The organism is Ruegeria sp. C12 (assembly GCF_056537745.1).
Genome location: NZ_JBQFSA010000001.1, coordinates 728,983 through 747,477 on the forward strand (window position 1 = coordinate 728,983; position 18,495 = coordinate 747,477).

Annotated in this window: 17 protein-coding genes; 12 read left to right on the forward strand and 5 right to left on the reverse strand. The window is 59.7% G+C overall.

Features of this window, described 5'->3' with window-relative positions; translation table 11 throughout:
* Positions 1-3 precede the first annotated feature (3 nt).
* The 4 genes from ACR0C9_RS03340 to ACR0C9_RS03355 are packed head-to-tail and all read left to right on the forward strand — an operon-like array spanning position 4 to position 3,792.
* Positions 4-1,401, forward strand: a complete 1,398-nt coding sequence (locus ACR0C9_RS03340; RefSeq protein WP_480780376.1) for a pyridoxal phosphate-dependent decarboxylase family protein — start codon at positions 4-6, stop codon at positions 1,399-1,401.
* A complete protein-coding gene (locus ACR0C9_RS03345) occupies positions 1,398-2,252 on the forward strand; it encodes a fumarylacetoacetate hydrolase family protein (protein ID WP_480780377.1) in 855 nt (284 codons plus the stop codon). The genes ACR0C9_RS03340 and ACR0C9_RS03345 overlap by 4 nt, the downstream gene beginning before the upstream one ends.
* The gene (hpaH, locus tag ACR0C9_RS03350) at positions 2,249-3,049 is read left to right on the forward strand and encodes a 2-oxo-hept-4-ene-1,7-dioate hydratase (RefSeq protein WP_480780378.1); all 801 of its coding nucleotides are present in this window, start codon (positions 2,249-2,251) and stop codon (positions 3,047-3,049) included. The genes ACR0C9_RS03345 and hpaH overlap by 4 nt, the downstream gene beginning before the upstream one ends.
* 14 nt (positions 3,050-3,063) lie before the next feature.
* Positions 3,064-3,792 carry a metallophosphoesterase family protein gene (locus ACR0C9_RS03355; RefSeq protein WP_480780379.1) on the forward strand — a complete coding sequence of 243 codons (729 nt, stop codon included), beginning with the start codon at positions 3,064-3,066 and terminating at the stop codon, positions 3,790-3,792.
* Between the two features lie 36 nt (positions 3,793-3,828).
* Here ACR0C9_RS03355 and ACR0C9_RS03360 read toward each other — a convergent pair whose 3' ends face one another.
* Genes ACR0C9_RS03360 through ACR0C9_RS03370 form a run of 3 tightly spaced genes read right to left on the reverse strand, consistent with a single transcriptional unit; the run spans position 3,829 to position 6,615 of the window.
* On the reverse strand, positions 3,829-4,011 hold the full coding sequence (locus ACR0C9_RS03360; RefSeq protein WP_170451711.1) for a DUF2783 domain-containing protein: 183 nt from the start codon (positions 4,009-4,011) through the stop codon (positions 3,829-3,831).
* Between the two features lie 3 nt (positions 4,012-4,014).
* Positions 4,015-5,628 (reverse strand): FAD-dependent oxidoreductase, encoded by a 1,614-nt coding sequence (locus ACR0C9_RS03365; RefSeq protein ID WP_480780380.1) that lies wholly within the window; start codon positions 5,626-5,628, stop codon positions 4,015-4,017.
* Between the two features lie 36 nt (positions 5,629-5,664).
* On the reverse strand, positions 5,665-6,615 hold the full coding sequence (locus ACR0C9_RS03370; protein ID WP_480625805.1) for an MBL fold metallo-hydrolase: 951 nt from the start codon (positions 6,613-6,615) through the stop codon (positions 5,665-5,667).
* Positions 6,616-6,780: 165 nt separating this feature from the next.
* Between ACR0C9_RS03370 and ACR0C9_RS03375 the strand changes: the two genes are divergently transcribed.
* Together ACR0C9_RS03375 and ACR0C9_RS03380 are read left to right on the forward strand one after the other, a co-directional pair.
* The gene (locus ACR0C9_RS03375) at positions 6,781-7,215 is read left to right on the forward strand and encodes a MarR family transcriptional regulator (RefSeq protein ID WP_170517589.1); all 435 of its coding nucleotides are present in this window, start codon (positions 6,781-6,783) and stop codon (positions 7,213-7,215) included.
* Positions 7,216-7,370: 155 nt separating this feature from the next.
* Positions 7,371-8,711, forward strand: a complete 1,341-nt coding sequence (locus tag ACR0C9_RS03380; RefSeq protein WP_170621527.1) for a serine hydrolase domain-containing protein — start codon at positions 7,371-7,373, stop codon at positions 8,709-8,711.
* Here ACR0C9_RS03380 and ACR0C9_RS03385 read toward each other — a convergent pair.
* Entirely contained in the window at positions 8,708-9,388 is a 681-nt protein-coding gene (locus tag ACR0C9_RS03385; RefSeq protein ID WP_170451701.1) for a TetR/AcrR family transcriptional regulator, read from the reverse strand. The two genes, ACR0C9_RS03380 and ACR0C9_RS03385, sit on opposite strands and share 4 nt — an antisense overlap.
* A gap of 47 nt (positions 9,389-9,435) precedes the next feature.
* On the opposite strand from ACR0C9_RS03385, the gene ACR0C9_RS03390 reads away from it, so the two are divergent.
* The 4 genes from ACR0C9_RS03390 to ACR0C9_RS03405 are packed head-to-tail and all read left to right on the forward strand — an operon-like array spanning position 9,436 to position 13,413.
* Complete coding sequence (locus tag ACR0C9_RS03390; RefSeq protein WP_480780381.1) at positions 9,436-10,812, forward strand: flavin-containing monooxygenase; 1,377 nt, start codon at positions 9,436-9,438, stop codon at positions 10,810-10,812.
* On the forward strand, positions 10,809-11,711 hold the full coding sequence (locus ACR0C9_RS03395; protein ID WP_170517599.1) for a bile acid:sodium symporter family protein: 903 nt from the start codon (positions 10,809-10,811) through the stop codon (positions 11,709-11,711). Before ACR0C9_RS03390 ends, ACR0C9_RS03395 begins: the two co-directional genes overlap by 4 nt.
* Positions 11,708-12,646, forward strand: a complete 939-nt coding sequence (locus ACR0C9_RS03400; protein WP_480780382.1) for an SDR family oxidoreductase — start codon at positions 11,708-11,710, stop codon at positions 12,644-12,646. The genes ACR0C9_RS03395 and ACR0C9_RS03400 overlap by 4 nt, the downstream gene beginning before the upstream one ends.
* Positions 12,643-13,413 (forward strand): SDR family NAD(P)-dependent oxidoreductase, encoded by a 771-nt coding sequence (locus ACR0C9_RS03405; RefSeq protein WP_480780383.1) that lies wholly within the window; start codon positions 12,643-12,645, stop codon positions 13,411-13,413. Before ACR0C9_RS03400 ends, ACR0C9_RS03405 begins: the two co-directional genes overlap by 4 nt.
* A gap of 23 nt (positions 13,414-13,436) precedes the next feature.
* Here the strand turns inward: ACR0C9_RS03405 and ACR0C9_RS03410 are convergent, their stop codons facing one another.
* Positions 13,437-14,078, reverse strand: coding sequence for a TetR/AcrR family transcriptional regulator (locus ACR0C9_RS03410; RefSeq protein WP_480581795.1), 642 nt, complete (start codon positions 14,076-14,078; stop codon positions 13,437-13,439).
* An 87-nt stretch (positions 14,079-14,165) separates the two neighbouring features.
* Between ACR0C9_RS03410 and ACR0C9_RS03415 the strand changes: the two genes are divergently transcribed.
* Both ACR0C9_RS03415 and ACR0C9_RS03420 read left to right on the forward strand, forming a co-directional pair.
* On the forward strand, positions 14,166-15,326 hold the full coding sequence (locus tag ACR0C9_RS03415) for an efflux RND transporter periplasmic adaptor subunit (protein ID WP_480581792.1): 1,161 nt from the start codon (positions 14,166-14,168) through the stop codon (positions 15,324-15,326).
* A 12-nt stretch (positions 15,327-15,338) separates the two neighbouring features.
* Complete coding sequence (locus ACR0C9_RS03420) at positions 15,339-18,482, forward strand: efflux RND transporter permease subunit (RefSeq protein ID WP_480780384.1); 3,144 nt, start codon at positions 15,339-15,341, stop codon at positions 18,480-18,482.
* Positions 18,483-18,495 lie beyond the last annotated feature (13 nt).

Genomic DNA, 18,495 nt, shown 5'->3' on the forward strand with positions numbered 1-18,495 from the left:
GGAATGGACTGGGACGAGTTTGGCCACTGGGGCAAACGCATATCCGACTGGGCCGCGGATTATCACAAGGCTCTGCCCGACCTGCCGGTGCGCGCGCAAACCGCCCCGGGTGAGATTGCCGCGCAGCTTCCCCAGCAGCCGCCCGAGCATGCTCAGGCCATGGACACCATCATGGCCGATTTCGAACGGATCGTGATGCCGGGGATGACCCATTGGCAGCACCCGCGTTTCTTTGCCTATTTCCCGGCCAATGCCGCGCCGCCGTCGATGCTGGCCGAGATGCTGGTCACTACAATCGCGGCGCAGTGCATGTTGTGGCAGACCTCTCCGGCCGCGACCGAGGTCGAAGGGGTTATGGTTGACTGGCTCCGGCAGGCGCTGGGCTTGCCCGAAGGCATGACCGGGGTCATTCAGGACAGCGCGTCCTCGGCCACCTTGTCGGCGGTGCTGACCATGCGCGAACGGGCCACGGGCTTTACCGGCAATCGTGAAGGGTTGAACACCAAAGGGGCGCTGCGGATTTATTGCTCGGATCAGGTTCATTCGTCGATTGACCGGGCCTGCTGGGTCGCGGGCATCGGTCAGGACAATCTGGTCAAACTGCCCGCCTATGGCCCGACCTTTGCGATTGACCCGGATGCGCTGGAGGCCGCAATCCAGCGCGACATCGCCGCCGGTCATGTGCCCGCCGGGATCATCGCCATCACCGGGGGCACCGGGGTGGGGGCATGCGATGATCTCAATGCGGTTGCCGATGTGGCGCAGAAACACGACCTATATACGCATCTTGATGCGGCATGGGCCGGGTCGGCCATGATCTGCCCGGAATTCCGCGCGGGGCTTTGGGCCGGGGCCGACCGCTATGACAGTATCGTCTTCAACCCGCACAAGTGGCTGGGCGCGCAGTTCGATTGCGCCATTCAATTCCTCAGGGACGCCACACCGCAGTTGAACACGCTGAAGATCGAGCCCGAATACCTCAAGACAACCGGGGCAGAGGTCACGAATTACTCGGAATGGACGATCCCCTTGGGGCGCAGGTTCCGGGCGCTGAAAATCTGGTTCCTGTTGCGCTCATACGGGTTGGAGGGGTTGCGGACCCGCATCCGCAACCACGTTACTTGGGCCGCTGAGCTTGCTGAGACAATTGGCGCGATGGAGGGGTTTGAGGTGACGACGGGCCCGATTCTCAGCCTGTTTTCCTTCCGTTGTCCTGGTGATGATGAGATGCAGCAGCGATTGGTGGATGCGCTGAACGATGATGGCCGGATTTACCTGACCCAAGGCCTGTTCGACGGTCGCAAGATCATCCGCTTTCAGGTCGGCCAATTCGATACAACGCGCGAAGACGTGCTGATGGCGGCAGAGGTCATCCGTGACGTCTGGGGAAAGATCACATGAAGTTTGCCACCTACACAACAGATAACAGGACGTTTTTCGGAGCCATCACCGACAACGGCGCTATCGCTCTGAATGATGCGTTCCCGGACTGCGCCAGCCTGTATGAGGTGATCGCCTCGGGTGCATTCGGGCAGTTGGCCAAAGCTGCCGAAGGCAGGCCCGTCACCCATACCGAGTTCACCTATGAGATGGTGATGCCGGATGCGCGCCGTATCCTATGTGTTGGGGTGAACTTTCCGGACCGAAATGCGGAATACAAGGACGGCAGCGCGCAGCCCAAATACATGTCGCTGTTTCCACGTTTTCCCAGCGGCTTTACCGGCCATGACCGCCCATTGATCCGACCGCCCGAAAACCACACGCTGGATTACGAAGGCGAGGTTGCCATTGTGATCGGCAAGGGAGGCCGCAGGATCGCTCAGCAAGACGCGTATGACCATATCGCGGCCTTGACCTTATGCAATGAAGGCACGATCCGGGATTGGGTGCGGCACGCCAAGTTTAACGTCACGCAAGGAAAGAACTGGGACAAATCGGGGTCAATCGGCCCGTGGCTGGTGCCGTTCACCGATGCGGCGCAACTGGATGACGCCCGCATCCAGACCCGCGTGAATGGCGAGCTACGGCAGGATGACACGCTGAACCGCATGATGTTCCCGATTCGGCGCGAGATCGAGTATATCTCGACCTTCATGACCTTGCAGCCCGGCGATATCATCGTCACCGGCACCCCCACCGGCGCGGGCGCGCGGTTCGATCCGCCAAGATACCTGGTGCCCGGCGACGTTGTAGAGGTGTCGGTCGACGGCATCGGCACCCTGCGCAACACGGTCGAGGATGAACAGGTATGACCCCCGAAGATCACGACCGCGCCGCTGCTGATCTGTTGCGGGCCGAACGGACGCGCGAACAGATCGGGTTGCTGAGCCTGCGCCACCCCGAAATGGGCATGGACGACGCTTATGCGGTGCAAAAGGCCATCTACCGTCAGAAACTGGCCGAAGGACGCAAGGTGATTGGCTGGAAGATCGGGCTGACCTCGAAAGCGATGCAATATGCGTTGAATATCGACATCCCCGACAGCGGGATTTTGTTCGATGATATGGTGTTCGCGAATGGCAGCACTGTCCCGGCAGGGCGTTTCATCCAACCCCGGATCGAGGCCGAGATTGCCTTTGTCATGCACTCCGCCGTGGGGGGCGAGGACGTCCGTCGTGAGGATGTCATCGCCGCAACGGATTACGTCGTACCGTCCATCGAAATCCTCGACACCCGTATTCAGCGCATGGACCCCGAGACCGGCAAGGCGCGCACTGTGTTTGACACGATCAGCGACAATGCGGCAAATGCGGGCGTCGTGTTGGGCGATGAACGCCATGCAATTGATGCGTTTGATCTGCGTTGGGTGGGCGCACTGACCTTCCGTAATGGCGAGATTGAGGAAACAGGGCTGGGGGCCGGTGTATTGAACGATCCTATCGAAAGCGTTGTCTGGCTGGCCCGCCGCATGGTGCAGTACGGCCAAAGCATCGAACCGGGTCAGGTCATCTTGTCCGGCAGCTTCATCCGACCTGTCGAATGCCCGTCAGGCGCTGACATCCACGCCGATTTCGGCGCGTTTGGCTCGGTCGATATTTCTTTCGCCTGAACGGAGCGTAACAGATGCCCGATCCGATCTACGCAATAGGCGACATTCACGGTCAATTTGGGATGCTGGAGGACGCCCTGGCGCGGATCGAACGCGACGGCGGCCCCGATGCCAAAGTGGTGTTCATTGGTGACTACACCGACCGGGGGCCACAAAGCCGCGAGGTTCTGGGTTTTCTGATCAAAGGGCAGGCCGAGGGCAGGAACTGGACGTTCCTGCGCGGCAATCACGACCAGATGTACGCGATGTTCCTTGAGGCGTATCCGCGCAATGATGCCCGACTTCTGATCGGTTATCACTGGCTGCATCCCCGGATTGGCGGCGTCGAGACGTTGCAGTCTTACGGGGTAGGGGTAGAGGACGGAGATCGCATCTATCAGGTTCACGCCAAGGCGAAACAGGCGGTGCCACAGGCGCATATCGACTTTATGACCCGGTTGCAGCCTTATCACCTGACCACCGATGTGCTGTTTGTCCACGCAGGCATTCGACCCGGTGTGCCATTAGAGCAGCAAGACCCCGACGACCTGATCTGGATCCGCGATGAGTTTCTGAACCACGAAGGCCAGCATCCGTGGCTGGTGGTACATGGCCACAGCCACGTATCTGCGCCGGATCACCGGGGCAATCGGATCAATATCGACACCGGTGCAGGCTATTGCCACCCGCTGACTGCGGTGGTGTTCGAAGGCACGGACTGTTGGGTGCTGGAGGCTCAGGGCCGCAATCGACTGGTGCCCTAAGCTGTATTTCGGATCTGTCGCCGGGTCTGAAGCTTTTCAAGCAGCGGCTTGCAGGGCCTGCCTGAGCGTTTCGTGATCCCCAATATGATTGGCCAGCACAAGGATCAGTCGGGCGTTCAGCGCTTCGCTATCCTCATCCGACAGCCCGTCATGGGCGGCGATCAGATCGGCGTAGAAATCATCCGGTGATGGCAGGTTTGGCTCGGTAATCAACGGCATGTGCTATTCCTTTCCGCAGGCTTTGCGAACCGCCGCGCGCGTCGCCGCCTCATCAAACGCCACCCAGCGGGCCGCTACATGCTGATCCGGGCGGATCAGATAAACGGCCTGTTTGTTCGCCCCAAGATAGCGGGCAGCTAAGGCATCGGTCGTCTGGACAGAGACGGTGCGCAGGGTGATCCCATCCACGTCCAGATGTGCCGGTGCATCCGTGTTGATCGCCAGAAGAACAAACTCATCCCCAAGCCGGTCGAGCAGGAAGCCATCGCCCAAAGGCGCATCTGCACATGTCGCACCGACGCGCGTTCCGCTTGGGCCGTCGGGCAGGGCATCCTCGCCGTTCAGGGATGAATGATCATAGGTGCAGGGCACGGACAACCGCCCCGAATTGACCAGAGGCCGGGCAAAGCTGTGCGTTTCGGCCAGCTTCAAGACTGCATCGCGAAACCTCTTGCTGGTTTTGGACTTCGGGGTGATGAAATCGGTCGAACGGGTCGAGTTGAGGATATTCTCATCCGCCGCAAACACCCGTTCCTGATCATAGCCGTCCAGCAGGCTGTCCGGTGCCTTTCCCGCAATCACAAGGCCAAGCTTCCAGCCCAGATTGTCCACATCCTGCATCCCCGAATTGGCCCCGCGCGCGCCAAACGGGGACACCTGATGCGCTGAATCTCCTGCAAAGATCACCCGGCCATGGCGGAAGTTCTGCATGCGGCGGCACTGGAAGGTGTAGATTGAGGACCAGACAAGTTCATATTCGACGTCGTCGCCCAGCATCGCATCCAGCCGTCTGCGGATGTTTTCCTCTCTCAGTTCTTCCTTGCGGTCCACATCCCAGCCGATCTGAAAATCCACGCGCCAGACGTTATCAGGCTGTTTGTGCAGCAAAGTCGAGGCCCCGGATTTGAAGTAAGGCTCGAACCAGAACCAGCGTTCTGTCGGGAATTCGCTGGTTTTCATCCTGATATCAGCGATCAGGAAGCTGTCCTGAAACACGCGCCCCTCGAACCCCAGATCAAGCATGTCCCGCGTCGGGGACCCCGCGCCGTCGCAGGCGATCAGCCAGTCCGCCTCGATCTGGTAAGGGCCATCCGGAGTTTCGACCGACACGGTCACGTGGTCGTCTTTGACATCAATCGCTTCAACCCGGTTCTTGCCACGGATTTCGATGGGCGCTCCGCGCTCCTGTTCGGCACAGATAGCCTCGAAGATGAACTTCTCGAAATAGGGCTGTTGCAGGTTGATGAACGCCGGGTTGCGATGGCCGGTTTCGGGCAGAAGGTTGAATTCATAGACCTGACGGTCGTCCTGAAACACCTTGCCGACATTCCAGACCACGCCCTTGTCCAGCATCGGTGCGCCGCACCCGTAGCGGTCTGCGATCTCCAGTGTTCGCTTGGCAAAGCAGATCGCGCGGCTGCCCATGCCGATCCCTTCGTGATCGTCCAGAACCAGCGCGGGAATGCCTTGCCGTCCCAGATCCAGCGCCATGGCCAGCCCGATCGGGCCGCCGCCGACGATAACAACCGGATGGCGCCTGGCATGTGGTGCGTCCTGATCAGCGGATTTCCGATAGGGATAAAGCCGAAACGCGAGCGAATATCTGTCCTGAAGCATCTGAATACCTGACGTGCCGAATTGGGTGTAATCGGATCAGCCTTGCAACTGCTCCCACATCTCCAGATCGCGTTTGTCGGTCCAGATGCGGGGGTGGGTGATTCCGCGTGCTTCGTCATAAGCGCGACTGACGTTGAAGGGCAGGCAGTGTTCGTAGATGGCGTAGTCCTTGAACTTGGGGTCGCAGGCCTCACGCACCGCGTCCCACGCATCCTTGAGCGTTCCGCCCTTCATCGCCACGCGCTGGGCAGGGGTGTAGGTCGAGTTCACGAAGTCCCGCGTGCTTTCGATGGCGCGGTCCACCGCGTCCTTGCCCACCAATGCCGCACCACGACCCGGCGCGATTGCGTCCACGTCATAGGCCTTGATCGCGTCGAGCGTTCCGCCCCAATCCGCGAAATGCCCGTCGCCGCAATAGCAGGCCGAGTGATCCTCGACGATATCGCCCGTGAACATCACGTTTTGGTCGGGCACATGGATCACCGCGTCACCTGCCGTATGGGCGCGGCCGATCTGTTTGATATCCACGCGGCGATTGCCCAGATAGACCGTCATACTCTCGCTGAAGGTCGTCGTGGGCCATGTCAGGCCGGGGATGCTTTCGTGTCCTTCGAACAGGCGCGGGAAGCGCTGGAATTCGCTATCCCAATCCTCTTGCCCGCGTTCGACAACCATCGAGCGGGCGACATCGGACATGATGATTTGCTGCGCATTAAAGGCCGACGCGCCCAGCACCCGAACGGCATGATAGTGAGTCAGCACAACGTGGGTGATTGGTTTGTCGGTCACGGTCCGGACGCATTCGATCACTTTGTTGGCCAGTCGTGGGGTGGCCTGCGCCTCGACAATCATGACGCTGTCGTCGCCGATGATGACGCCAGAATTCGGGTCGCCCTCGGCGGTAAACGCGTACAGCCCTTCGCCAATCTCATCAAAAGTGATTGTCTTTTCGGTCAGATCGCCTTGCGATGCAAATGCCTTGGCCACGAGGATCGGTCCTTTTGCTGTTTTGACGAAGAAGGCCCCGGGGCGCTTCTGGTCCGAGTGTATAGGAAATCGACTCGATAATCGTTGCATTTGCAACGGTGTCAATATTTTTGTTGCATTTGCAATGAATATTTGGCCTCCATACGGAAAAAAGGACGTTGCCGGATGACGCCAAACACTTTGCCCGAGTTCGATCTGGAGAAATACCTGCCGTACCGCCTGACAGTTCTGGCTGCGCGTCTGAGTATGGACATGGCGCAGCAGTATAAAAGTGAGTTTGGCATTTCGATTCCCGAGTGGCGGGTTCTTGTAAACATTGGATACGCAAAGAACTTATCGGTGCGGGACATCGAAAAACGGGTCAGTTTGGAAAAATCGATGGTCAGCCGGGCAGCGGCGCGGCTAGAGGCGCGCGGGCTTGTTTCCAAGACGGTCGACCCCAAGGACCGGCGTCTGGTGAAGCTTGAACTGACCGAAGAGGGGGCCTTGGTCCTTGGTCAACTGATCCCGATCGCCTCGGCCTTTCAGGCAGATCTGGAGCGCAAGCTTGGGGCGGAAAAAGACGCGCTCTATTCCGCGCTGGATAGGTTGGCGGATTGAAGACCGTTGGCCTTTTTGGCGCAACGCGGCAGGAAGGGCGTGGTCGCGCCCCGGGAAAAACGCAACGGAACTGTGGCCAGTTGCGTGAGCTTATACTCTAGTCAGGGCAGGTATCGGGTTGAGAGGAGGGCCGGGCACACCGGCTGATAGGGGCGATGTTGGTAAAAGCGGCAAAGATCTTCGCGGGCGCGGCAGTCGCCGGCGCACTCGGTCTGACAGGGTATCTGTTGATTGCACCGCCCGATTTGCTGAAGGTCGGCACGAACTACTCGGCCAAGATCGTCTGTTCCAACGTGTTCATCGCGGGGCGCGACCCGGATGAGGTTCTGTCGGTTGACGTGCAAGCCCCCGGGCATCCATTGCTGCGGCAAATCTCGATCAAAGTGGACCGCGAAGCGCAAAACGTCGAGGCACGGATTTTCCGGTTCTTTGCGCCTGCAACTTCTCAATACCGCGAGGGGTTGGGATGTGCGAACCTGTACACATCCGAACTCAGCGACAAGACCCTTGCTGCGTCGCCGTCATTGCCGGACGGCATCTGGCCGAAGGGAAACCGCGTCAATCCGTCTCAAGATGCTGAAATAGAACGCATTCTGTCCGACGAGACCTTGCTTGGCGAAGGGTATCGCGCTGTCGTTGTCGTGCGAGATGGTCGCATCGTTGGGGAAAGCTATGCGCCGGGTTTCGACGAAAACACCCCACTGTTGGGATGGTCCATGACCAAGACCGTGACGGCGGGCCTAATTGGTACGTTGATACAGTCCGGCCAGATGGCGTTGGATGATAAACTGATCGACAGCTTCCCCGAATGGGCCGATGACAGCCGCAGGGACATCACTGTCGCCGATATGTTGTCGATGGCAAGCGGGCTGGAGTGGAACGAAGAGTACGGGGATGTTTCTGACGTCACCAGAATGCTCTATCTGCGTGATGACATGGCCGGATTTGCGGCAGGTCGTCCAGCAGAGAGCGAAATTGGCACCGACTTCAACTATTCGTCCGGAACATCCACTGCACTGTCCCGCGTGTGGCAAGACGCGGTTGGCGACGGGGGGCTAAGCTATCCGAAGGAGGCATTGTTCGAGCCGTTGGGCATGACCTCGGTCGTGCTGGAAACAGATGCTGCGGATACGTTTGTCGGGTCCAGCTATATGTACGCTACGGCGCGGGACTGGGCGCGGTTTGGGCAGTTTTTGCTGCAAAAGGGCGTCTGGGATGGGCAGCAGATACTGCCCGAAGGATTTACGGATTGGATGTTTGAGCCGGTGGCCGCGTCGAATGGTGCCTATGCCAAAGGGCACCTTTGGATCGAGGCCCCGGGTGGCGTGCCGTCCTTCGAAGATTCGGTCTGGTTACAGGGCCACGACGGACAGACCATCGGCATTTTCCCGTCCCATGACATGGTCGTCGTCCGGCTGGGTCTGACGCCTTCGAAACTGGGGTATTCCTCGCTGCCGTTGGCGCAGGAACTGATCGCGGCCTTTGCTGAAAACTAACTTTGTAGCGGGAGGTTCTGATCCACGCTGCTAAGAATGCCAGCCTCGCAGAAACACAGCAGGTTTTGGATCATGTCGTCAGACTGCGGTTCGTCACCCGTTCCGCCGAGCGCGGCAATCCGCCAGTCAGAGGTACAGAGCGCCAGCATGGACGACACCGCAAACACCAGCGCGCCAGCGACGCGCGCCGGGTCCGCGCCGGGGAAACGCGCGCACAGCATCTGTACAACACGCGTGGCCACCGGATCGAAATGCGTATTGGCCAGCGCGCGCCAGCGGGTGTCGGCCGAAACGATGGCCACGATACGCGCATAGGCCAGCCACTGAGGGTCGCCGCCAAAAGCGCGGGTCACAAGGGGCAGCATGAAAGCTGATATCAGATCGCCGACGCTCCAGTTGTCATGAGCCTCAAGCAACCTGATGGACGTAAGGCGTTCTTCGGACAGCTCGGCGGCACGGCGCGCCACGATACGCTCGAACAATTCCTCTTTCGGGCCGCCGTGAAAGTTCACGCTGGCCTTTTGAACCTGCGCCCGTTCGGCGATGTCCCGGATCGAGGCTCCTTCGAATCCCCTTTCGGCAAAGACCTGTTCTGCGGCGTCCAGAATGCGCTCTCGCGCCGCGACGGATCGCTGCGAGGGTGCTCTTTTACGTTCTTTTACAGCATGTTGGGCCATCTCAAAAACCAGTTTGCCTTATTTAGAACGTTCGTTCAAGATAAGAGATGTCGCAGGAGGAGGCGCGGATGGAACAGGGGCAGGTAAAGGCGGGTCAACCGGTTGAGGTAAAAGCCCGCCCCCAAGAGTGTTTTGCACTGATCGGAGCCGGGCCCATGGGTCTTGCAATGGCCAAGACACTGATCGAGCAGGGGGTGCCGTTTCAGGGATTTGAACTGGCAGATGATGTGGGTGGTCTTTGGAATATCGATGCACCCCGGTCCACGATGTACGAGACCGCCCACCTCATATCCTCCAAGCGGATGACGGAATTCACTGACTTCCCCATGCAGGAGGACACGGCAGAATACCCGTCGCATCGCGAGATGAAGCGTTATTTTCAGGAATTCGCGAACGCCTTCGATCTGTATCGGCACTTTCACTTCGGTGCAGAAGTTCTAAGCGCCAAGCCTTTGCAGGATGGCGGATGGGATGTGACCTGGCGCGATAGGGCCGGGGTCGAACAGACCCAGACCTTTGCCGGTATTCTGATTGCAAATGGCACCTTGTCGGAACCCAACATGCCCAAGTTCAAGGGCGAGTTCACAGGTGAACTGATCCACGCGTCCGAATACCGGTATCCAACCCAATTCGCCGGTAAGCGTGTTCTGGTCATCGGCGCGGGGAATTCCGGGTGCGACATTGCGGTGGATGCCATCCACCACGGGCTGTCCTGCGATCTGTCGATGCGCCGTGGGTATTACTTTGTGCCGAAATACGTATTTGGCGTTCCGGCGGATACGATGGGCGGCAAGATCCGCCTGCCCATGTGGCTGAAGCGCAAGGTTGACGGGGCAATCCTGAAATGGTTCGTCGGTGATCCGCAGAAATACGGGTTTCCGAAACCGGATTATGCGCTTTATGAATCCCATCCTGTTGTGAACTCGCTGATCCTGTTCCATGCCGGGCACGGGGACCTGAAGGTGCGCCCGGATGTGGAACGGTTCGAGGGTAAGACGGTTCATTTCCGTGATGGCAGTTCATCCGACTATGACATGATCCTGACAGCCACCGGGTATTCGCTGCACTATCCCTTCATCGAAAAGGACTTGCTGAACTGGAAGGGCGACGCCCCGGACCTGTACCTCAATTGCATGCACCCGGACCGGGATGACCTGTTCGTCCTCGGCATGGTCGAGGCGTCTGGGTTGGGCTGGCAGGGCCGTCATGAGCAGGCCGAGATGGTTGCGCGCTATATCGCTGGTTTGCGCTCGGGCAACGCGGCAGCCAAGGCGATCCGTGCCACCAAATCCGACGGGTATGAGCGGGCGACGGGGGGCATGAACTATATCGACCTGCCGCGCATGGCGTATTACGTCGACAAGGCAACCTATCGCAAAGAAGTCACCGGTCAGATCGCGGCGCTGCGGGCGGCTGAGCGATGAACGGGATCGATCAGGTTGCGCTGAACTTTGATGCCGGAAACCTCAGGGTTCTGAATGCGGTTCTGGCGATCATTATGTTCTCGATTGCGCTGGATTTGCGGATTGACGATTTTCGCCGCGTTATGCGCGGACCCAAGCCACTGATTGTCGGGCTGGCGTCGCAGTTTCTGATCCTGCCTGCGCTGACATTTCTGATGATCCTTGTGCTTCGGCCCATGCCATCTGTTGCGATGGGCCTTATTCTGGTTGCGGCCTGTCCCGGCGGGAATATCTCGAACTTCATGACCCATCGGGCGCAGGGCAATGTCGCGCTGTCCGTTTCCATGACGGCCTTTGCGACGGTCGGGGCGATTGTCATCACACCGATAAACATTGCGTTCTGGGGCAATCTTTATGGCCCGACGCGCGAGATTTTGCAGCGTACGGAAATCGATCCGGTCTCGGTCGCGATAACGGTTGGGTTCATGCTGATCCTGCCGCTGATCCTGGGAATGGTCGTGAACGCGCGGTTCACTGCATTTGCCGACCGTATTCGCCGACCAATGCAGTGGGTGTCGATGGGCATTTTCGTGGCCTTCATCGCATTGGCGCTGGCCGCGAACTGGGCCCATTTCCTAAGCTTTGCCGGGGCGATCATCGGCCTTGTCATAATCCACAACGCGCTGGCCTTTTTAGGCGGGTATGTCACCGCGACCGTGGCGGGGCTGTCCGAACGGGATCGCCGGTCCGTGACCATCGAGACCGGCATTCAGAACTCGGGCCTTGGGCTGATCCTGATCTTTGCCTTCTTTGGGGGGCTGGGCGGGATGGCCGTTGCAGCGGCCCTTTGGGGCATATGGCACGCGATCTCGGGGATCGCACTGGCGCGCTATTTCGCACGGCGAGCGGTTCCGGCATGACCCGGATATTGATCACTGGCGCAGCCGGGGCGGTGGGGGCCGCGCTTTTGCGGCGCCTTGGTGAACGCCCGGAACTGGATGTGGTTGCGACCGACATTCGCAAGCCTGAGGACTTGCCGCCCAACGCGCGTTTTCTGACGATGGACGTGACAGGCGACGACCCGCAGAACATCATCCTTGCAGAACGCCCCGATACCGTTGTGCATCTGGCATCGATTGTAACTCCGGGCCCCGAGTCAACGCGAGAGATCGAATATCAGGTCGATGTCGAAGGCACCCGGAATGTGCTGAACGCGGCCATTGCAGCCGGGGTGCGGCGTTTGGTGGTCACGTCCTCGGGCGCGGCTTATGGCTATCACGCCGACAACCCTGTACCGCTGTGTGAAACGGACGCGATCCGGGGCAATCGGGAGTTTGCCTATTCCTGGCACAAGCGCTTGGTCGAAGAGATGTTGGCCGAGGCCAGAGAAAACGCCCCCGATCTGCAACAGGTCGTTCTGCGCGTGGGTACGGTGCTGGGCGAAGGTGTCGAGAACCAGATCACGTCCCTGTTCCATAAACCGCGATTGCTCGGGTTAAGGGGGTCGGACAGCCCCTTTGTTTTCATCTGGGATCAGGACCTTGCCGAGATTTTGCTGCGGGCTGCAACCGACGGGCCAGCGGGTGTTTTTAACGTTTCGGGTGATGGCGCTTTGACACTGTCCGAAATCGCCAATGCAATGGGTAAAACCGTGCGATGGCTGCCGCCGAGGCTGATCAAACTGGCCTTGACCGTGGCCCGGCCCTTGGGTCTGAGCCGTTACGGACCCGAGCAGGTCAGGTTCTTGCAGTATCGGCCCGTGCTGGACAACGCATCCCTGAAATCCGACTTTGGCTATCAACCCAGCCTTTCCAGCGCCGAAACGTTCCAGCGCTGGTGGGAGAGCAGGACATGACAAAGACCGCCGTCATAACCGGAGGGGCAGGCGGGCTAGGGCAGGCCCTTGCCAAGGCGCTGCGGGATCAGGGTTGGCATACGGCCTTGATCGACCTTCCCGGCCCTGAACTTGATGCACTGGCGGCTTTGGAAAATGTCAGCGTCTACGCCTGCGATCTGACCAAGCCAGATCATTGTGCGGCGACCTGCGCCGAGATCATTGGTGACAGACCCTCGGTCGATCTGGTCATCTACAACGCGGGCGTTTCGCAAATAGCGGCCTTTGTCGACAGCGACATGCAGGCACACAGGAAACTGTTCGAAATCAACTATTTTGCAGCCGTCGAGTGTGCAAAACACTTTCTAGAACCCGTCCGCTTGGCCAAAGGAACCCATCTGGCAATATCCTCGGTCGCCGGGTTTGCGCCGTTGCTGCACCGCACCGCCTACGCCGCCAGCAAACACGCGATGGAGGGGTTTTTCAAATCGCTACGGGCCGAGGAATTGCCTCATGGGGTAAACGTGGTCATCGCGGCCCCGTCTTTTGTCGCGACCAATATCGGGCGACCGCATGCCCACCAATCGGATTTTGTGCGTCCGGGCTCTGCGGCTGATGGTATCGAGTACATTGCGCCTCAGGACGCAGCACGGATCATTCTTCGCGGTGTGCAAAAGCAGCAGGATTTTGTTCCCGTTGGGCGTGTGGCCACGCTTTCGAACATTTTGAACCGCGTGTCCCCAACGCTTTACCTGCGCCAGATGATACGAAGGATTGGAAAGGGTTGAAGCGCCCATAGGCTGGTGCAGGGTCAACTCAGCATTCTTTGCGAGACGTCTTCCAGAAGATCGTGCAAATCGAAATCCTGGCCTTTCTCTGCAAGCGCATGGTCTTTCAGGATGAAGGACAACCCGTGAACGAAACTCCACAACAGAAAGCCTCGGCGGCGGACCTCTTCTGTGATTTCCGATTCACCCAGACATTTCGCCACTTCGGCCAAGAGAATCCCAAAGCTCTGCTGCCCACCTTCTTCAAGGCGCTGGTCGGCGATGCGGTCCGTGAATCCGCCGAATTTCAGCCGGAAAATCCCCGGCTCGTTCAGCGCGAAGGCAATGTATTCCATGCCGATTGCGGTGATGCGTTCGGGCGAGCCTTCGGGGATGCCCTCGAGCGCCGCCAGCATGTTTTCGCGATGCCGGACCATCCCTTCGAGAACGGTGGCGACAAGCATTTCCGTCTTGTCCTTGAAGTGTTTGTAAGGCGCAGCGGTGGATACTCCGGCCAGCCTGCAGGCTTCGGATACGGAAAAACTGTCGGGGCCTTTTTCTTCCACCAATTGCCGGGTCGCTTCGATCAGGGCGGCCCGTAAATCACCGTGATGATAGGCTTTCTTGCCCACGGCCTGGCGGTCAGCGCCCCTGGTTGGCGCGAGGATTTTTTCTGTGCTCGTCATGATCCAACATTTGCCAGATCGCGTACCCCTTGTCAAAGTAAGAAGTTCTAACATATGTTAGAGGGGCTAACTTGATGAGGTCCCCAAATGCCGAATCCTGCGACATCCCCCTCTGAACCTGCCAAGCAAGGTCTGTTTTCGCGCGTGTTGCGCGGCACGGTGCGGCTTGGATTGACCGTCAGCGTGATCGCCGTTGCAGCCGCCGCTGTTTACGTCGGAACCGCGGAACTGACGCGCAGGGCGGATGCTGTGCCTGCACCAGACGCCGCCGCAGTGACCCCGGTATCCGTCACTCCGATCATCTCTGAAAACGCCTATACGGTGGATCGGGTCTTCATCGGGCAGGTCGAACCTCAACGCTCGGCTGATGTTTCGTTCGAACTGAATGGCAGGCTGGATCAGATTCTTGTGGATGAGGGCGATGCAGTGGCCAAGGGGCAGCTTCTTGCGACCTTGGACATTGCGCTGCTGGAGGTGGAACGCGATCGCCTGACCGCGTCACGAGATGCCATTGCCGCGCAGCTTGCCTTTGCAAAGAAAACAGTCGAGCGAAACGCAAAACTCATCGGGCAGGGCTTTACCAGCCAGGCCCGTCTGGACGAGGCCGTCGCGCAGCAGGATGAACTGTTGTCCCGGATTGGTGAGCTTGACGCTGGTTTGCGGGATGTGACGGTGCGAATCGAGAAATCCAGCATCGAGGCCCCGTTTGCGGGTCAAATCACCTCGCGGCACGTGGATGGCGGGGAAACGCTCCGGTCCGGTGAGTTGGTGTTGGGCATGGTCGAGCTTGTCTCGCCTCAGGTTCGGATCGGAATCCCGCTGGATGTCGATCCGGCGCTGCTGGCGGATGTTGAGATCGAAATCGCGGGTCAGAGCTACCTGGCAGAACTTGCAACCCTGCGTCCCGATATTGATCCGGTGACCCGTACGCGGACGGCACTGTTCGATCTGAAAAACGGGCCGGATGTTGCGTTCGGGCAGACTGCACGCGTGCATGTCCTTGATCCGGTGGAAAGTGCCGGGACATGGGTGCCCACGACATCCCTAAAGGAAGGGACGCGGGGGCAGTGGACGCTGCTGGTTGCCGATGCGCAAAAGACCGTGCGGCTTGCGACTGTCGAAGTACTGCATGCCGAGGATGACCGGGTCTTTGTGCGCGGGCAGTTTCCGGACGGGACCGTCCTGATCGATCAGGGGCCACAACGTGTCACTGTTGGTCAGCGTGTCGCCTTCGGCGCCGGCGAGTAACGGAGCGGTCCCATGGAAACCCTGACCTTTCGCCACCCCCGCCTTGTCGCCCTGATTATTCTGGTTCTGGTCTCAGCGGGCCTGTCATCCTTCCTGTCGCTGGGACGTCAGGAAGACCCTACGATCACCAACCTTTTTGCAACAGTGACCACACAGTTTCCGGGTGCTGACCCCGAGCGGGTCGAAGCGCTGGTTACGGCAGAGATCGAGGAAGAACTGCGAAAAATCGCCGAGGTGGATGAGATCAGTTCCGTGTCCCGCTCGGGCGTTTCGGTGGTCTCGGTCGAATTGCTGGAAACACTGGACGAAGCCACCATAGAACAGGTTTGGGCCGAGGCGCGCGATGCCGTCGAAGATGCCCGTCAGACCTTCCCGGCAGGTGTGCTGCCCCCGGATTTCGATGCCGAGGGCATTTCGGCCTATTCAGCGGTTATCGCAGTCGCTGCGGATAGCCCGGATTTCCCGGTCACATTGTTGTCGCGCCATGCCGAGGCCTTGGGGGATCGTTTGCGCGCGATCCCTGCAACGCGCGCCGTTGAGTATTTTGGTCAGCCAGATGAGGAAGTGCTGGTCAGTGTGGATATGGACAGGGCAGCGGCCTTGGGGCTAAGCGCTGCCGAGATCTCTCAGCGCATTGCCGAGGCGGATGGCAAGGTCCAGTCGGGTCGTTTGCAATCCGACGTGGATTTGACCATCAACATCAGCGGTGAAATCGAAACGCTGGACCGCATTCGCAGCATCGTCCTGCGGGAAAGTGAAGAAGGGGCGGTGGTGCAACTGGGCGATATCGCCAGCGTGGATCGCGGTGCGCGCAATCCGCAATCCTCAATCGCCTTTGCCAGTGGCAAGCCCGCCGTGCTGGTGGGCGTGCTTGCACAAGACGGCGTGCAGATCGACCGTTGGACCGGTTTCCTTCGGGAAGAACTTGCGGCAGGTGCGCCGTCGGTGCCGTTGGGCGTTCAGGAAGTGCTGCTGTTCGATCAAAGCCAGTATACAACGGACCGTCTGACCGAGGTCGGGATCAACATGGCCATTGGCGTCGCACTGGTAGTGGCCGTTTTGTTCATCACGCTGGGCGTTCGGGCGGCGGCCATCGTGGCCTTGGTGCTGCCTGTCGTCTCACTGGCGACCTTGGCCACGATGAACATGATCGGCCTGCCGATCCACCAGATGTCTGTCACCGGCCTGATTGTGGCCTTGGGTCTGCTGGTGGACGCGGCCATTGTCATGACCGACGAAATCCGACGTCGCTTGCAAGACGGGATGGCCCGTATTGCCGCCGTGCAGGACGCCGTTCGCCGGTTGGCCGCGCCGTTGCTGGCATCGACTGTCACCACGGCGCTGGCCTTCACACCTATGATCCTGCTGCCCGGGCCCGCCGGGGATTTTGTCGGCGCTATCGCTATCGCCGTTGTTTTGATGCTGGTGTGGTCTCTGGTCGTTGCCCTGACCGTGACGCCAGCGATTGCGGGCTGGGTTCTGTCCGACCGTCCGGATGCCGGAATGCTGAGCCGGGGGATCAGCGTCCCGCCGCTTGCCCGCCTATTCGAAGCCTCGATCCGCCTGTCGGTGGCCAACCCGGTCCGGTCCATCGCGCTGGCGCTGGTTCTGCCCGTGCTTGGTTTCGCGGCCTTCCCGACGCTGACCGCTCAGTTCTTTCCGGGTGTCGACCGCAACCAGTTCTATATCGAGGTCGACATGCCGGGCGGCACATCCATTGCCACCACTGAGGCAACAGCGCGGCAGATCGACGCCATGCTGCTGGCCGACGAAGGCGTCAAAAGCGTCTACTGGACCGTGGGCGAATCCGGCCCGGCCTTTTACTACAACATTGTCGGCAACCGTTCCCGCGAACCGGGGTTTGCGCAGGCCATGATCACGACCGACACCGCCGATGACGCAGCCCGCCTTGTCGGCGCGTTGCAAAGCCGTCTGGATACCGATTTCCCCGATGCCCAGATCATCGTGCGCAATCTGGTGCAAGGCCCGCCGGTTGACGCCCCAGTCGAGGTCAAAATTCAGGGGCAGGACATCACTGTTCTGCGCAATCTGGGCGACGAAGTTCGCTCGATCATGGCGAACTTGGATCTGGTGACGCAGGCACGGGCCAGCGTCAACGGTGGCAACCCTCAGATCCGGTTCGAGATTGATGAGGTCAAGGCCCGCCTGCTGGGGCTGGACGTAGCAGATATTGCCGGTCAGTTGGATACTGCATTGGTAGGCATTACCGGCGGGTCGCTGATCGAAGGCACCGAACAATTGCCCGTGCGCGTACGGCTGGGCGACGAAGTCCGCTCGGACCTGAGCGCGATTGTCAGCATGCCGATCCTGCTGCCGAATGCCCCTGCGGTTTCGGCCACCGGAGTGTTCCCGGCGGTGCCGTTGTCAGAACTGGCGCGGCCCGTTCTGGAACCTGCCGAAAGCACCATCACCCGGACAGATGGCGTGCGCGAAAACACCATTCAGGCGTTCATCGTGCCGGGCGTATTGCCGGAAGAGGCGTTGCAAGACGTGCTAGAGGCGCTGGACGCATCCGGATTTGTCCTGCCGCAAGGCTATTCGATGTCTTTGGGAGGGGACAGCGACGCGCGATCAAACACGGTGGGCAATCTGCTGGCGTCTGTCGGCCTGATTGTCACCTTGTCGATTGCCACCATTGTGCTGACCTTCAATTCCTTCCGCCTGACCGTGGTGACGTTGGTCGTCTGTGTGCTGTCCGCCGGGCTTTCGATGCTGTCACTGGCCGTTATGCAATTCCCATTCGGGATCACCGCGATCATTGGCGTGATCGGGTCAATCGGTGTGTCGATCAATGCGGCGATCATCATTCTGACCGGGTTGCAAAAGGACCCGGAGGCCAGCCGGGGCGACCTGAGTGCCATGGCGCGGGTTGTGTCGGGATCAAGCCGCCACATCATCTCGACAACCATCACCACGTTCGGCGGGTTTCTTCCCCTGATCCTTGGCGGGGGCGCATTTTGGCCGCCCTTTGCCGTTGCAATCGCCGGTGGTGTTTTGCTGTCGACCGTGGTGTCCTTTTATTTCACGCCGCCCGTCTTTGCGATGTTGTACCGAAGACGGTCTGGCGCGGTATGCTTACCTGCCAGCCGGACATCCGAGCCTGGCACTGCGATAGTCCCGCTTGCCGCCGAATAAGAGTTCTGACGCC

Excerpts from the sequence above, each read along its gene's own strand:
- ACR0C9_RS03340 (WP_480780376.1), top strand. The coding sequence starts at position 4 with ATGGACTGGGACGAGTTTGGCCACTGGGGCAAACGCATATCCGACTGG.
- ACR0C9_RS03345 (WP_480780377.1), top strand. The coding sequence starts at position 1,398 with ATGAAGTTTGCCACCTACACAACAGATAACAGGACGTTTTTCGGAGCC.
- hpaH (WP_480780378.1), top strand. The coding sequence starts at position 2,249 with ATGACCCCCGAAGATCACGACCGCGCCGCTGCTGATCTGTTGCGGGCC.
- ACR0C9_RS03355 (WP_480780379.1), top strand. The coding sequence starts at position 3,064 with ATGCCCGATCCGATCTACGCAATAGGCGACATTCACGGTCAATTTGGG.
- ACR0C9_RS03360 (WP_170451711.1), bottom strand. The coding sequence starts at position 4,011 with ATGCCGTTGATTACCGAGCCAAACCTGCCATCACCGGATGATTTCTAC.
- ACR0C9_RS03365 (WP_480780380.1), bottom strand. The coding sequence starts at position 5,628 with ATGCTTCAGGACAGATATTCGCTCGCGTTTCGGCTTTATCCCTATCGG.
- ACR0C9_RS03375 (WP_170517589.1), top strand. The coding sequence starts at position 6,781 with ATGACGCCAAACACTTTGCCCGAGTTCGATCTGGAGAAATACCTGCCG.
- ACR0C9_RS03380 (WP_170621527.1), top strand. The coding sequence starts at position 7,371 with ATGTTGGTAAAAGCGGCAAAGATCTTCGCGGGCGCGGCAGTCGCCGGC.
- ACR0C9_RS03385 (WP_170451701.1), bottom strand. The coding sequence starts at position 9,388 with ATGGCCCAACATGCTGTAAAAGAACGTAAAAGAGCACCCTCGCAGCGA.
- ACR0C9_RS03390 (WP_480780381.1), top strand. The coding sequence starts at position 9,436 with ATGTCGCAGGAGGAGGCGCGGATGGAACAGGGGCAGGTAAAGGCGGGT.
- ACR0C9_RS03395 (WP_170517599.1), top strand. The coding sequence starts at position 10,809 with ATGAACGGGATCGATCAGGTTGCGCTGAACTTTGATGCCGGAAACCTC.
- ACR0C9_RS03400 (WP_480780382.1), top strand. The coding sequence starts at position 11,708 with ATGACCCGGATATTGATCACTGGCGCAGCCGGGGCGGTGGGGGCCGCG.
- ACR0C9_RS03405 (WP_480780383.1), top strand. The coding sequence starts at position 12,643 with ATGACAAAGACCGCCGTCATAACCGGAGGGGCAGGCGGGCTAGGGCAG.
- ACR0C9_RS03410 (WP_480581795.1), bottom strand. The coding sequence starts at position 14,078 with ATGACGAGCACAGAAAAAATCCTCGCGCCAACCAGGGGCGCTGACCGC.
- ACR0C9_RS03415 (WP_480581792.1), top strand. The coding sequence starts at position 14,166 with ATGCCGAATCCTGCGACATCCCCCTCTGAACCTGCCAAGCAAGGTCTG.
- ACR0C9_RS03420 (WP_480780384.1), top strand. The coding sequence starts at position 15,339 with ATGGAAACCCTGACCTTTCGCCACCCCCGCCTTGTCGCCCTGATTATT.